At 59.2% G+C, this 14,681-nt stretch carries 10 protein-coding genes and 1 pseudogene; 5 read left to right on the top strand and 6 right to left on the bottom strand.

What is annotated here, in order from left to right; translation table 11 throughout:
- The first annotated feature begins 27 nt into the window (after positions 1-27).
- Entirely contained in the window at positions 28-1,512 is a 1,485-nt protein-coding gene (locus AAID99_RS08885; RefSeq protein WP_229719756.1) for a carbohydrate porin, read from the top strand.
- Positions 1,513-1,599: 87 nt separating this feature from the next.
- A complete protein-coding gene (locus AAID99_RS08880) occupies positions 1,600-3,432 on the top strand; it encodes a glycoside hydrolase family 15 protein (RefSeq protein WP_188426199.1) in 1,833 nt (610 codons plus the stop codon).
- Between the two features lie 159 nt (positions 3,433-3,591).
- Here AAID99_RS08880 and AAID99_RS08875 read toward each other — a convergent pair whose 3' ends face one another.
- The 6 genes and pseudogenes from AAID99_RS08875 to AAID99_RS08850 all read right to left on the bottom strand — a co-directional run bounded on the left by AAID99_RS08875 (position 3,592) and on the right by AAID99_RS08850 (position 10,082).
- Positions 3,592-3,969, bottom strand: a complete 378-nt coding sequence (locus AAID99_RS08875; RefSeq protein WP_188426198.1) for an MFS transporter — start codon at positions 3,967-3,969, stop codon at positions 3,592-3,594.
- A 789-nt stretch (positions 3,970-4,758) separates the two neighbouring features.
- Positions 4,759-5,466 (bottom strand): annotated as a pseudogene (locus AAID99_RS08870) (IS6 family transposase).
- A 73-nt stretch (positions 5,467-5,539) separates the two neighbouring features.
- A complete protein-coding gene (locus tag AAID99_RS08865) occupies positions 5,540-6,535 on the bottom strand; it encodes an LLM class flavin-dependent oxidoreductase (RefSeq protein WP_498493670.1) in 996 nt (331 codons plus the stop codon).
- Positions 6,536-6,572: 37 nt separating this feature from the next.
- Positions 6,573-7,982 (bottom strand): chloride channel protein, encoded by a 1,410-nt coding sequence (locus AAID99_RS08860; protein ID WP_188426196.1) that lies wholly within the window; start codon positions 7,980-7,982, stop codon positions 6,573-6,575.
- A 139-nt stretch (positions 7,983-8,121) separates the two neighbouring features.
- Complete coding sequence (locus AAID99_RS08855) at positions 8,122-9,021, bottom strand: cation diffusion facilitator family transporter (RefSeq protein ID WP_267312296.1); 900 nt, start codon at positions 9,019-9,021, stop codon at positions 8,122-8,124.
- Entirely contained in the window at positions 9,015-10,082 is a 1,068-nt protein-coding gene (locus AAID99_RS08850) for a cation diffusion facilitator family transporter (RefSeq protein ID WP_498493669.1), read from the bottom strand. Before AAID99_RS08850 ends, AAID99_RS08855 begins: the two co-directional genes overlap by 7 nt.
- A gap of 532 nt (positions 10,083-10,614) precedes the next feature.
- Between AAID99_RS08850 and AAID99_RS08845 the strand changes: the two genes are divergently transcribed.
- The 3 genes from AAID99_RS08845 (at position 10,615) to AAID99_RS08835 (ending at position 14,333) form a co-directional block, all read left to right on the top strand.
- On the top strand, positions 10,615-10,905 hold the full coding sequence (locus AAID99_RS08845) for a helix-hairpin-helix domain-containing protein (RefSeq protein ID WP_188426193.1): 291 nt from the start codon (positions 10,615-10,617) through the stop codon (positions 10,903-10,905).
- Positions 10,906-10,907: 2 nt separating this feature from the next.
- On the top strand, positions 10,908-12,593 hold the full coding sequence (locus tag AAID99_RS08840) for a M28 family metallopeptidase (RefSeq protein WP_306414285.1): 1,686 nt from the start codon (positions 10,908-10,910) through the stop codon (positions 12,591-12,593).
- A gap of 120 nt (positions 12,594-12,713) precedes the next feature.
- Entirely contained in the window at positions 12,714-14,333 is a 1,620-nt protein-coding gene (locus AAID99_RS08835; protein ID WP_498493668.1) for an NAD(P)/FAD-dependent oxidoreductase, read from the top strand.
- Positions 14,334-14,681: the final 348 nt, after the last annotated feature.

Below are 14,681 nucleotides of genomic sequence, written 5' to 3'. Positions count from 1 at the left end.
AAAGACGGTCATCCACTCACAGGGAGCTTGAGCCAGACATTGACCCCTTCCGTCTTGCGCCTCTTTTCCGCCTGTCTTGCCATGCCGTTCATGGCCGCCACTGCCTATGCGCAGGGGTCTCCGTCCCCCGTGGTCGCCAATGCCACCTATGGCGCCGTCAATGCCGGCCAGCAGCCCTCGGCCCTGACCCAAGCCTCTCTGTCGGAGGTGCAGAAGGATACGTCCGTTGCCCCGCTGCCGAAGCCGGAGGCCTTGTTCGTCAATCCGTTCGGGGTGAATGCCTGGCTGCGTGAGCATGGCATTGCCATATTGCTCGATAACACCAACGAGATGTCAGGCATGATCACGGCCCCGACCAAGGGGCTCGGTCTGCGCCAGGGGGCGAGCAATACCGGTCAGTATTCGATGGAAAACGACATTGACTGGGAGCGTCTGGCGGGCTGGACCGGGTTTTCGACCCATGATGTGATGGTTGGCCGTTACGGCATTCCCGTGAGCCGCATGTTTGGCGACAACCTCAACCCCAGCCAGGAAATTTATGGCAGTGGCGGCAACGTGGTCGTCCATCTTGTCTATGCCTATGGCGAGGAAACGCTGTTCAATGACCGTTTCAATGTGGCGGCGGGGCGCATGTCCTTCCTGTCCGATTTCTCGGCCAATCCGCTCTACTGTAACTTCATGAACAATGCCTTCTGCGGTAACCCGAAGGCCTCGAGTGACAATACGGCTCACGCCTCCTACCCCGATGCCAACTGGGCAGCGCGGTTCCGGATCAGGCCGAGCGAGAACACCATTCTGCAATTCGGTGTCTATTTCACCCAGACCCAGGCCATCTACGGCAATGCCCAGATGCGTACGGGCTTCAAGTTCAACGGCGCGACGATCGATGGCGAGGCCATGCCGGTCGAATTCATCTGGGAGCCGCGCTTTGGTCACGATCACTCGCTGCCCGGCCATTACAAGGCAGGTTTTGCGTATGATACGGCAGACCACAAGGACAACTACTATGACGGCAATGGCGACGCCTTTGCGCTGAGCGGCCTCAAGCCGCGCAACGTGCATGGCGCCTGGGCAGCCTGGGGGCTGGTGGATCAGATGGTCTATCACCACCCCGGTCAGGCCCCCGATGCCGGCGTCACCCTGATCGGTGCGGCCTATTTCAACAAGGCACAGACTGCGACGCGCGCAGACCAGCTCTCGATCGGTGTGCTCGATCGCGGGTTCTGGAAGTCGCGCCCGCTCGATGGCGTTGGCGTCAATTTCTCATGGACTCATGTGTCTGACGACCTGACGCGTTCGCAGCGCCTCTACGCCATGCAGGGCCTGCCGATCCCGAACGGGTCGCTCTTTCCTCAGACCAGCGCCTATGTGGTGGAAGCCACCTATCAGATTCATGTGCTGCGCGGGGTCACCTTCGCGCCTGACTTCCAGTATTATTTCAACCCCGGTGGTCAGAAACAGCTTAACAATCAGGCACTTCTCGGCTTCAAGAGCCATATAGAAATCTTCTGAAAAACTGGCGGGAGAAACCCGTCCCCTCTCTCGATTGTTGCATCTGCCCCGGCGACAAGCCGAGCCGACAGATCGAGAGAGGCGCCCATGACGCATACGATACCCGCCCTTGCCCGGGCGCTCTCGCCTGAAGGGCCGCTCGACGGGTTCTGGCCCATTGAGGATTATGCGGCTCTCGGCGATGGCCGATGCGTGGCTCTGCTGGCGCCCGATGGCAGTGTCGACTGGCTTTGCGTGCCTAATATCGATTCTCCGCCCATGTTCGACCGCCTGCTGCATCGCCCGGGTGGTTTTTTCCAGATACGCCCTGTCGGGGCCTATACCGCAACACGCCGCTATCGCGAGGACAGCAATGTTCTCGAGACCCTGATCGAGACGGAACACGGCACGGCGCGGCTGACGGATTCTCTGAACAGCACCCTTGCCGGGCGCCTGCCCTGGACGGAATTCGCCCGACGGATCGAAGGCGTTTCGGGTCGCATGACCTTCATCGTGCGTTTTCGCCTTGGGACACGCTGCGGCACCGTAGCGCCCTGGATACAGGAGACCGAAAACGGGTCGATCTTCCATGTCGGTTCGGTTCTGGCGCATCTGGTGCATACAGAGAACATGCGCCTGACCCGCGAGGAAGATGACGCCATAGAGGCCGAGATCGTGGTGGGGGAAAAGACCCGCGCGCTCATTGCCCTGGTCGCCACAGAAAACGAGCCTCTTGCCGTGCCATCGGTGGAAGAGATCGATGCCCGCATCGAGACGAGCGATTCCGCGTGGCGCAACTGGGCCAATGACCTGCATTATGACGGCCCCTATCGCGAGCAGGTGCGTCGCAGTGCGCTCGCCCTGAAGCTGCTGCTCTATTCATCGAGCGGCGCTATTGCGGCGGCAGCCACCACATCGCTGCCCGAGCGTCTGCGCGATGGCAAGAACTGGGATTATCGCTTCGCGTGGATACGCGACGCTGCCTATGTCGCGAATGCCTTTCTGCGTCTGGGAGCTGTGGCAGAGGTCAAGGCGGCGCTGGCCTGGCTGGTGCATCATCTGGGCGAAGAGGGGCCTCTCGTCATGTATGGCCTTTCTGGCCAGCGCGTCGAGGACGAAACGCGTTATGACGAGGTCGAGGGCTATCGTGGGGTCAAGCCGGTCGTCAGCGGCAATAGGGCGTCGGGTCAGCATCAGCATGGGATCTATGGTGATATTTTCGAGACCGCAGCCTTGTTCGTCTCACGCGGCAATCTGCTCGACCAGAAGACGGCCCAGCTTCTGGCCGATCTTGCGGATCGCTGTGCTGATCACTGGCGACAGAAAGATGCCGGTATCTGGGAACTGACCGAAGACCAGCATTACACCATGTCGAAGATCAGCTGCTGGCAGGCGCTTGATCGTGCCTGCCAGATGGCGGCACGTGGCCATCTGGCAAAAGATCGCGCCCCACGCTGGGCGCGTGAAAAAGAGCGGATCATGGCGTGGATAGACAGCGAATGCTGGTCGGAAAAACGTCAGGCCTATCTGTTCTATCCCGGCTCTGATGCGCTGGATGCGTCCATCGCCCTGGCTGTGCCGTTCGGCTTTGACCGTGACAAGCGCATGCGCGCGACGCTGCACGCAATCCGCGCGGAGCTGGGAAGCGGGCCATTTCTGTATCGCTACAGCGGTATGCAGTCTGAAGAGGGGGCGTTTCTCGCCTGCTCCTGCTGGATGGTCGAGGCTCTGGCCCTGCTAGGTGAAAAAGAAGAAGCTGATGCGCTGTTTGCAGAGTTTTTGGCGCGGCTGCCACGCAATACCGGGGTCATTGCCGAGATGATCGACCCGCAGACCGGCATGTATCTGGGCAACACACCTCAAGGGCTGAGCCATCTCGGAGTCGTGCATGCGGCCTGCGCCCTGGCAGGGAACAGGATGAAAGCCTTCGATCTGTCCTGAGGGGCGACGCGATGGCGTGAGCTTTATTATCAGTTGTTAATGCTTGATCTCGATCAAAAACCACAGGATCGAGATGCGGCATAACCGGTGTCGAGCCAAGCCTGACGCAAGAAGCAGGCAGCTCATGCGGCGCCCCAAGGGGCCAGAACGCATGACTGGTCAGGCTCCTCGCGAGCGCGCCTGTTTTGACCAGGCCTCCTCGGCGAGACTCAGCAGAAAAATTATGAAGCCACTGAGCGACAGGGCCAGTCCGACCCAGCCGACAGAGGTCCAGCCCAGATCATGGGCGACGGCGAGTCCTCCGAGCCACGGCCCGATAGCATTGGCTGTGTTGAAGGCGCTTTGATTGAGCGCGGCAGCCAGGCCTTCAGATCCGGTTGCGACACTCAGCAGGCGCGACTGCACGACCGTGGAAAGCCCGCCACTGGCGCCGATCAGGAAAATCACGACTGTCAGGGGGATGACGGTTACCGTCGGCGATATCGCAAAAGCGCTGAAATCGCCACTCACCCAGGAAGAGGCAAGAAATGTATTCAATAACGCTCTGAAAGCCTATCAGGCATACCAGAATGCAGACGCGACGACAGGTGAGCCGCAAGCTGCCGATCATACCGGTAAAAACGAAACTCAGGCCCAGCCGAGCAAGCGACCCACGTCAGCTGAGACCGTCGGAGCAGATTTACTGCCGCCTAATGACGAAGATCCAGAAGGGAATGATAAGCCTTCGAATTCAATTCATGAAGGAAAGTAGGGTAAAAATCAAATCGGCCATAAAAATTATGACCCCGAAAAGGGTAGAAGTATACTTGAAGAGGGTCCGAATTAATTGCTTTATGGCGTGTTGATTGGAAAATATAAGATAATCCGTAATCTCAGATCTAAATATTGGGTCTATTTTGGGAAAATTGTTATATATGGTGGAAAAGTTGTGTAGAAAAAAGTAATCGAATAATTCGAGATAGCAATACAGGGGCTCAGAATGTTCCGTCTATGCCATGAGGGAGCTAAATCGAAGATGGATATAAAAAAAGTTTCATTTTATGTGGAAAAAGCTTTGAGAATGGAAGGTGTGTCTAACATAGCTGGTGTTGTAGTATTTGAAAACAGTTCAAACAATTTCCGGGTAGAGTGTATTTTTCATGTAAAACCCTCAGACGGGGACGTTGAAGCAATATCTCTGATTGAAACTCAAATTTTATCAGATGTATGGCCACTTATCGAAAATTTAGATGTACAGTGGAGGTGTGGCACTCTCATAGTGCATTAGGTCGCGTAGTGATGTCACGTTAACTGAAGTGAGTTAGTTGAAGCCCGCGAAGGGGACATTCAGACGCTGAGGGCGGTCGCGCTGCTCCATTGAGCGAAGGCCCTGATACGATGGATGTGCCGGGAAAAGGCGGTGGTGATAGAGGCGGATGTGCCGGAGAGATTTCGGATGGCTGAGAAGACGGACACGAAGCGCTGACACCCACCCGGTGAGCGGAATTTTTGCATAATATGCTCGCGTTTTCGTAGAGGGAGATGGCTGTTCTCCGCCCGGTTGTTCAGACCCTTATGCGAGAGATGCCGTATTGAGAGACACATTTGGCGTCTGGCAGCCCTGTAGAATTTCAGCTTGTCGGTGATCATGCGAGCAGGGCGCACCCCCTGCCGCTTCAAAAGTCGTGTCAGCAAACGTCTGGCTGCTTCGGTATTGCGTCGCGTCTGGAGGATTTCGTCGAGAATATACCCGTCCTGATCGACTGCGCGCCACAACCAGTGAAGCTTGACACGGATCACGACCCGCACCTCATCCAGGTGCCAGATATCATTCGGTCTTGCTGTCTTGCGATGCAGGGCGCGTGCGTATGCTGTGCCGAACTTCAGGCTCCATCGACGGATCGTCCCTTACGAGACGACAACGCCCCGCTCGAGAAGCAGCTCTTCCACAAGACGAAAGCTTAAAGGGAAGCGGAAATACAGCCATACCGTATGAGCGATCAGCTCACGAGGAAATCGGTGCCGCTTGTAGCTCACTGATGACGCTCTCATCATCAGCATTTACCATGCAGCACTTAACGTGACATTGCCCATCGACGTTCTGAAGGAACGCCTCGGGTAGGAAGGGTCAGCCCAGACCGGCACGCCTGGCTGCTTCCCGCGCCAGATCAAGGGCGTGAAGGCGAGGGACGAGATCGTAGATCGGCAGGGCCATCATGATTTCGTCGGGTCGGTGGCGCTCCACATAGTGGCTCAGCCCCGCCGCAACGTCATCGACCGTGCCAACGAAGCTTGTCGACAGGACTTCGTCGAACTGACGGCTGATCTCCGGTCCCCAGGGCAGGTCCTGAACCGGGACCGGATGAGGAAAGCGCCCCGGCGTTCCCTGACGCAGTGCTGCCATGTAGAGGCGCCGCGACGTCGCCAGATAATCGGCTTCTTCATGGGTATCGGCCGCAACGATATTCATCGCTAGCATGACGTGAGGCGCTGCAAGACGCGACGAGGGGCGGAATCGCTCCCGATAGAGCGCGATGGCCTCTTCCATCATCTGTGGGGCAAAATGCGACGCAAAGGCAAAGGGAAGGCCAAGGGCTGCGGCGAGTTCGGCCGAGAAAAGCGAGGAGCCCAGTAGCCAGATGGGAATATCGGCGCCTGCGCCCGGTGTCGCCAGAATGCCGGTCTGGCTGTCATCCCCGGCGAAATAGGCCATGAGTTCAAGCACTTCCTGCGGGAAGCGTTCTGCCCCCTCGCGGTTGCGTCGTAGCGCGCGCAGGGTTCTCTGATCAGACCCCGGGGCGCGGCCCAGCCCGAGATCGATGCGACCCGGATAGAGCGCATCCAAAGTGCCGAATTGTTCGGCGATGACCAGAGGCGCATGGTTCGGCAGCATGATGCCGCCAGCACCCACACGAATACGGGATGTCGCTGCGGCAAGGGCTCCGATTACCACGCTGGTTGCCGCCGAAGCGATGCCGGGCATGCCATGATGTTCTGCCACCCAGTAGCGTTGAAAGCCTAGCGTTTCGGCCTTCTGCGCCAGCAGGCGTGAATCCGAGAGGGCATCGGCAGCACTGCCGGTTTCACGGATGAGGGACAGATCGAGAATGGAAAGCGGTGTCATTCTCCCGATATGGGGAGGGGTTTCGCCGCTTGAAAGATCAGTCCTTCTTCTCGACCTGCTCTGCAAGGGTCTCGACCGCAGGAGCCGCCGAACCGCGCGTATAGATGGGGGCAGGGGCCGCGCTATGGGCGGCTTCCATGAAACGGTCGGCAAGAGCGCCGTAAAGCGCGTGTTTGCAGATCATGCGCGACACACCGAAAGCCAGGAAGGAGGTCGCCATCAGCGCCAGGGTTACCTGCTGGTTGTCGCACATTTCCATGACGATGACGGTCGCGGTCAGCGGCGCCTGCACCACGGCCGAAAAATAGGCCACCGTGCCAAGCAGAACGACGGCGCCCGGTGTCGTATGGGGCAGATATTGCTCGATCCAGCCGCCGATACCCGCGCCGACCGAGAGCGACGGGGCGAACAGGCCCCCTGGAATTCCCGAGCAATAGGACACGACAGTGGCAATGAATTTCAGCACGAAGAACGAGGCAGGATAATGCTCCGATCCGTCAATGATGGCACGTGCCTGCATATAGCCTGTGCCATAGGTCGCGCCATGCGAGACAAGGCCCAGCAGCGCCAGAACAAAACCGCAAAGGGCGGCAAAGGCCACGGGGCGCGCCTTGATGAGCGCCCCGATACGCCCCGGTATTCCCTTCGAGAAGCGGATAAGAAGCGCAGAGAAACTGCCGCCTGCAATGCCACCGACGATGCCGCAGGTCAGTACCGCAATCCAGGCTGTACCCAGCGGGACGTCGACATCGGTGTGACCGAAATAGGAGTAGTTGCCGACCAGCGCGATGGCCGTCACACCTGAAAGCACGACGCCTGTCAGCATCGTGCCGGAAGTTTTCTGTTCGAAGGAATGCGAGAGTTCCTCGATGGCGAAGACGATTCCGGCCAGCGGGGTATTGAAGGCAGCCGAGACGCCTGCCGCACCACCCGCCAGAATGGCCCCGCGTCGGGCTGAAACGCTCGCCGTGCCCAGCAGGCGCGAGAAGCCATGCATGATGGCCGCACCGACCTGTACGGTCGGGCCTTCACGGCCGATCGAGGCGCCGACCATGAGACCAAAACAGGTCAGAACGATCTTGGCGAAGGCGATTCTGAGCGAGAGCACACGATTGACGATCGAGAAATTCTCGATGTGCAAGGTTGCGATGGTTTGCGGAATGCCGCTTCCCTGTGCGCCCGAAAAGAAGCGTCGTGTCACCCAGGTCGAAAAGGCGAGCCCGGCGGGAACGACAACCAGCATCACGTAAGGGTCCCAGTGCAGCAGGCGCCCGCGTGCGCGCGCTGCCCAGTCTGCCGTGCCGGCAAAGCCGACAGCCACCACGCCCACCAGAACGGCACCAAGCCAGTAGGTGAGGGTACGACGCCATTGCGACGTCGTTCTACGCGCGGAACGGCGGAGATGCTGGATGCGGTTCTTTTGCCGCAGAGCGGTGCTTGGGCGCATGAATGCTCGCCTGTCTGGAGATCGGGAGGCACCGACCGGTGTGGAACGCTCCTGCCAGCACCGCGGGCGACAGGTCAAGAAACTCTCGTCTCAAAAACCTAACGACGCTGCGAGCGTCCGGTTCGGTCCTAAAACGATCTTATGCCAGCACCGGGATGCCTGTCTGCTTCGCCTTTTCCTCGGGTTCGACATGAATATGGATCAGGGCCCGCCCCAGATGGCGTCTGAGCGCGTGTTCAACCCGATCGCAGATGTCATGGGCATCGGACACGCTCATGGCGCCGGGTACGACGAGGTGAAATTCGATGAAGCTGACACTGCCCGCCGTACGCACACGGATATCATGCGCTTCTATCGCGCCGGTGGCGTGTTCCGAAATCACGACGCGGATCATCTGCAATGTGTCCGAATCGGGGGCTTCATCCATCAATCCGGCGATGGAGTGCTTCATCATGTCAAAGCCCACGCGCAGGACATTGAGCGCAACGAGGCCGGAAAGCAGGGCGTCGAGACGGGCATAACCGGTGAGCGGAATGAGCGCGATACCGACCACCAGCACGACAGTGGTCCAGACATCGGAAATGACGTGGCGGCCATTGGCGGTAAGGGCTGGCGAGCGTTTGAGGCGCCCCTGACGCACGAGAACGAGCCCCCAGACGAGATTGACCACCCCGCCCAGCGCATTGAACACGATGCCACGCCAGGGGGCGATGTCGGTATTGGGAAGAAGCCAGCTCTTCCATGCAACCCAGGCGATGCCGATTGCGGTCAGCACCACAAGGACAGCCTCGGTCACGGCGGAAAGATATTCGGCCTTGTCGTGCCCGTAGGTGTGATTGTCATCGGCCGGTCGCTGGGCAACGCTGAGCGCCCAGAGCGCGCCGATGGCAGCGGCGACGTTGATGATGGTCTCGAGCGCATCCGACAGCAAAGCCGCGCTGCCGCTCACACGCCAGGCAATGTATTTCAGCCCGAGCGCGATCAGGCTGACGAAGAGCGAGACCCAGCCGAAAACGATCTTTTCGGGTTGCTTCAGCATGAGATGCCGCTGCCGCCGGGAGAAGTGCCGCAAGGCGCCGTGCCGCATGGATAGGCACTGCCGGGGGCCTCGATCTGGAATGTGGCGTGGCCAATACGGAAACGCTTGGAGAGCATGGTCGATGCCTCGCGCAGGAGCGCATCTTGGCCACCGGCAGGCGCGGCACTGACCAGATGGACAGTCAGGGCCGTATCGGTCGTGCTGAGCGACCAGACATGAAGATGATGCAGGTCTTCAACACCCGGCAGGGCGCGCAGGCTCGTGGCGACCTGCTCGAGATCGATACGCTCCGGCACGCCGTCCAGTGCCATGTCGAGTGAGGCACGCAGCAGCGACCAGGTGCCGAAGATGATCGATATACAGACAATCAGGCTCACGATGGGATCGAGGATCGTCCACCCCGTCAGCATGATGATCAGACCGGTAATCACGACTGCAAGCGACATGACGGCATCTGCCGCCATATGCAGAAAGGCGCCGCGCAGATTGAGATCGTCCTTGCCACCCTTCATGAAGAGCAACGCCGTTGCACCGTTCACCACGATGCCACCAAGGGCCACCAGCATGACGACGCGGCCCGCGACCTCACCGGGATGGATGAGCCGGGTGATGGCCTCCCAGACGATACCGCCCGTCACCAGCAGCAGAAGCACGGCATTGCTCAGGGCAGAAAGTATGGTCGAACGCTTGAGACCGTAGGTGAAACGCGCGGTGGGCGCCCGCTTTGCGAGGCTGTGGGCAAGCCATGCCGCGCCCAGCCCCAGCACATCGGACAGGTTATGCCCGGCATCGGAAAGAAGCGAGAGCGAATGGGCCAGGAGCCCCCAGACCGTTTCGGCAACGATATAGGCGACGTTCAGCGTGACGCCGATCAGAAAGGCCACGCCATAGCTGGCAGGCTCGTGAACATGCCCGTGCCCATGCCCGTGGTGATGGCCATGATGATGCCCGGCATGATCGTCATGGTCATGAGCGTGGTCGTGATCATGAGAACAGCCCTGATGGGGCGCGTGAGGATCATGACCCGCATGATGGGCATGGTCGCAGGGCGTTTCGGCCATGGGGCACTTTCCGTAAATCTCGCGAAACCGCTCCTATACGGCATCAGCATGGCTCAAGCCAACATGAACCATGCAGGGTTGTGGCTGAGCACGTGAATTATCGTATGCGTGCCATCGGCGGGAAATAACGTGGCAGCATTGGGGTTAATTGTCCTGTTACAACGTTGCTGCCAAATATTGGTGAATCGACTGGATTATTTTCGATTTATTCTTTCAACGTCGTCGTGAGTTTTGTTTCAATCGGGCAAATAAGGGCGATAGAAAGGGTTTGTAATCAAAAACGTCAATTTCGTCGTTGAATTATCGTCTCTTGTGAGGTGGTATGCGATGTCCGTGCGCAATGGGTTGCATGTTAACTATTTTATAACGATTTCAGAGGCTTCGGTGACTCGCCTCGTATCGGTGGTTTCGGTTTGATCTCTCAGTCTGTTCCGTATGCGTGTTCCAGGGTTCGCCTTTTGAAAGGACCGACCATGAAACCTTGCCTTACCGCTTTTGCGATGCCGCTTCGCCCCGATATCGGTGCGCCGCTGTGACCCTTGTCGGTTTGCGCAATATCGGTCCGGCGGCGCTCGAGGATCTCGCATTGCTCGGCATTACGACACGCGAGCAACTCGCATCCTGTGACCCCGATATTCTCTATCAGCGCCTGTGTGTTCAGACAGGCCAGCATCACGATCCCTGTGTTCATGATATCTTTTCTGCCGCCATTCATCAGTGCCGCACGGGTGAGGCGCTCGATTGGTGGCATTTCTCGGCCGCGCGCAAAGCAACACAAAGAAACGGCGTCTTCGTCGCCACGACAATAAAGACAAGGAAATAACAATGCGATCAGCCCGTATCTCAGCCACGGCCATCCTGTCGATGCTCGGGTTGCTCGGATCTTCTGCCCTGGCGGCTGATCCCCTTGTCTATGCCCCGATGGACCCTGTCCGCATGTCGGAGGTGATCAAGACCCTGGCGTCTGATCCGTTCGAGGGGCGTGCTCCCGGAACGATCGGAGCCATCAAGACGGTGAATTATCTGGTGGCGCAGTTTCAGGCGATCGGGCTGCAGCCCGCCGGTGAGAACGGCGGCTGGACCCAGGAAGTCCCGATGGTTCACACGAAGATTGCGCCTGAGAGCGTGGTCCAGTTCCGGGTGGGGCAATCAGAACCCGTAATATACAGGCAGTTGCAGGAAATCTACCTGACGACGAATATGCCCTCGTCGCAGATCAAGATCACCGATGCCCCTCTTGTTTTCGTCGGTTACGGCGTGGACGCGCCTGCGCGTGACTGGGATGATTTCAAGGGTGTCGATCTCAAGGGCAAGATTGCGGTCATCCTGATCAACGATCCCGATTTCCGCGCCAAGCCGGACGAGGCCGTTTTCGATCGTTTCGGCGGTCGGACCATGACGTATTACGGGCGATGGACATACAAATTCGAGGAGGCAGCCCGGCGGGGGGCGATCGGTGCGCTGGTTGTTCATGATACCGAAGCGGCCAGCTATCCCTGGAGCACGGTCACTGCGCCTGGAGGAGAAAATTTTGCGCTCGAGAAGCAGGGTGCGCCAGACTCGCTGCTGTTGCAGGGCTGGATCGAGGGCAAGGCCGCTCATGAGCTGTTTGCGCGGGCCGGGCTGGACCTGGATGCGTTGAGCGAAGCGGCACGTCGCCCCGATTTCCGCCCTGTCATCCTTCCTTCTGCCAGTCTGACCACGAGCTTTGATGTGGCGACCACCCACCTTCAGAGTCGCAATGTCCTCGCCAAATTGCCGGGCACAACTCATCCTGATGAGACGATCATGTATGGCGCCCATTGGGATGCGTTTGGCAAGGGCAAGGGGCCTCATGGAGAGGCTATGATCCGCCGTGGGGCGATCGATGACGCCTCGGGTGTGGCTGCGGTGTTCGAAATTGCCCGCGCCTTCAAGGAAGGGCCGGCACCTGAAAGAACAATCGTATTCGCGGCCTGGACGGCGGAAGAGCGTGGCCTTCTGGGCTCGACTTATTATGTCGAACATCCCCTCGTCTCCCTCGAAAAGACGGTGGCCAATTTCACCATCGACGTCTTGCAGATGGGGGGGCTGTCTCACAACGCCTTCATCGTCGGCGCCGGACAGAATAGCCTGCAGGACGATTTTTCGACCATTGCATCGTCTCAGGGGCGCGTGACCCAGAACGAGGTTCTGCCTGAGCGCGGCGCTTTCTATCGCGCCGATCATCTCCCTTTCGCCCGGGCTGGTGTGCCGGTTCTGCCGATCATGGATCTGGCGGGTTACCCCGACCTGCTCAAAGGCGGTGTGCCTGCCGGGCGCAAATGGCTCGAGGGCTACATGGCCTGCTATCACCAGCCCTGTGATGCCTGGAATGCGAGCTGGGATCTCAGCGGTGCGGCAGAAGATGCGGCCGCCCTGTATGAAGTCGGTCGTAGCCTCGCCTTCTCGCGTATGTGGCCGAGCTGGAAGCAGGGGTCGGAGTTCAAGGCTATTCGTGACCGCACAGAGGCACAACGCCCGGCACTCTGAGAAACAGGAGAGAGATTGCCTCTTCCGACAGGTGGGAGAGGCAGCAGGGGCTTTGGTCGCTGGCTAAGGCGGCCTATTCTTTTCTTGACAAAGCCCCTCTCTCCATGACTTCCAGCCGTCATGATCCGGCTTACCGAACTCAGGCTTCCCCTCGACCACTCGACCGATGCGTTGCGCGAGGCGATTCTCGCCCGGCTGAACATCGATAGCGCAGCGCTGCGAGACTTTACGGTCGCGCGTCGCGGCTATGATGCGCGCAAGCGCGGGCGCATCGTGCTTGTCTATAGCGTTGATTGCTCGATCGACGATGAAGCGGCGGTTCTTGCCGCTCATGAAAACACACCGTCGGTCATGCCAACCCCGGATACGTCTTACGTTCTCCCGACCGTCACGCCGGAAGGGGCGGGCGGGCCTCGCCCCGTCGTGATCGGTGCAGGCCCTTGCGGTGTAATGGCGGCACTCATTCTGGCCCAGGCGGGACTGCGTCCGATCGTGATCGAGCGTGGCAAGATCGTACGTGAGCGTACGGTCGATACCTTCGCCTTGTGGCGCCGGTCGGAATTGACGCCTGAGAGCAATGTGCAGTTTGGCGAGGGTGGTGCCGGGACGTTTTCCGACGGCAAGCTCTATAGCGGCGTCAGTGACCCGCGCCACCTGGGCCGTAAGGTCATGGAGGAGTTCGTCAAGGCAGGCGCACCGGAGGAAATTCTCTACGTTTCAAAGCCCCATATCGGCACGTTCCGGCTCGTTTCCATGGTCGAGCATATCCGTGGGGAAATCGAGCGTCTGGGGGGCAGCTATCGCTTCGGGGTGCGCGTTGACGGGCTGATCACCGAGGGTTCGCCCCGTCGGTTGAAGGGGCTGCGCCTCTCTGATGGCACAACGCTTGAGACGGATCACGCCATTCTTGCGGTCGGGCACAGCGCACGCGATACGTTCGAAATGCTGCGAGAGGCTCAGGTGCCGATGGTGGCCAAACCCTTCTCGATCGGGGTGCGGATCGAGCATCCGCAATCCCTGATCGATTGCGCCCGTTTTGGCGATCAGGGTGGCCACCGGCTTCTGGGGGCGGCCGATTACAAGCTGGTGCATCACGCGAAGAATGGCCGGGCCGTCTATTCCTTCTGCATGTGTCCCGGAGGCACGGTCGTTGCGGCCACCTCGGAGCCCAATCAGGTCGTGACCAACGGCATGAGCCAGTATTCCCGTGCCGAGCGCAATGCGAATGCCGGTATCGTGGTCGATGTTTCACCAGAGCGCGATTATCCCGACGATGTGCTGGGAGGTGTCGCTTTCCAGCGTCACTGGGAGCGCGCGGCTTTCGTTGCGGGTGGCGGGGACTACAAGGCACCAGCCCAGCGGGTGGAAGACTTCCTTGCCGGGCGTCCTTCAACCACCCTTGGCGATGTCGTGCCCTCATACAAGCCGGGCGTGACCCCGACCGATCTGTCCCTTTGTCTGCCGGATTTCGCCGTTGAGGCGATCCGGGAAGCGCTTCCGGCTTTCGAACGCAAGCTCAAGGGGTTCTCGATGGGGGATGCCGTGCTGACTGGCGTCGAGACCCGTACATCATCACCGATCAGAATGCCGCGTGGCGCAGATGGTCAAAGCCCGGGCATTGCAGGACTGTTCCCGGCGGGTGAGGGCGCAGGCTATGCCGGGGGCATTCTTTCGGCAGGGATAGACGGTATTCGCGCAGCGGAATGGGTCATCCATGCTGTCACGGGCAGTCCTGCCTGAGAGCGACCGCATTCTGCCGGGTTCAATTCATGCGTTGATTGACAGGATGTCTGCCGCTCTCCAGCAAGCGCACCATGCGGCAGGCGTGTCCGATTGTCCATCCTGCCGTCAGGCCAGCAGAATGGGCCGGGCGCCAGTGGCGCCTTTATCGAGGCATGAGATGTTTCATCCAACGGGGATGCCAGGCTCTGGTGCGTAGTCTGGCAAAAGAAATAGTTATTAACCGTCAATAGATAAAAATTTCTTCGTCAAACGTTATTTATATTTGCGGCTACTAACAACGCCTTTCCAATTTGCCCACATAATGTGCCATTGAAACGCTAATAACAGATAATCTGACCCGGGTAG

It is taken from the genome of Asaia sp. Ae19-3 (genome assembly GCF_059801175.1).
The sequence above is the reverse complement of the archived record's forward strand: the minus strand, read 5'-3'. Positions and strand labels throughout refer to the sequence as shown.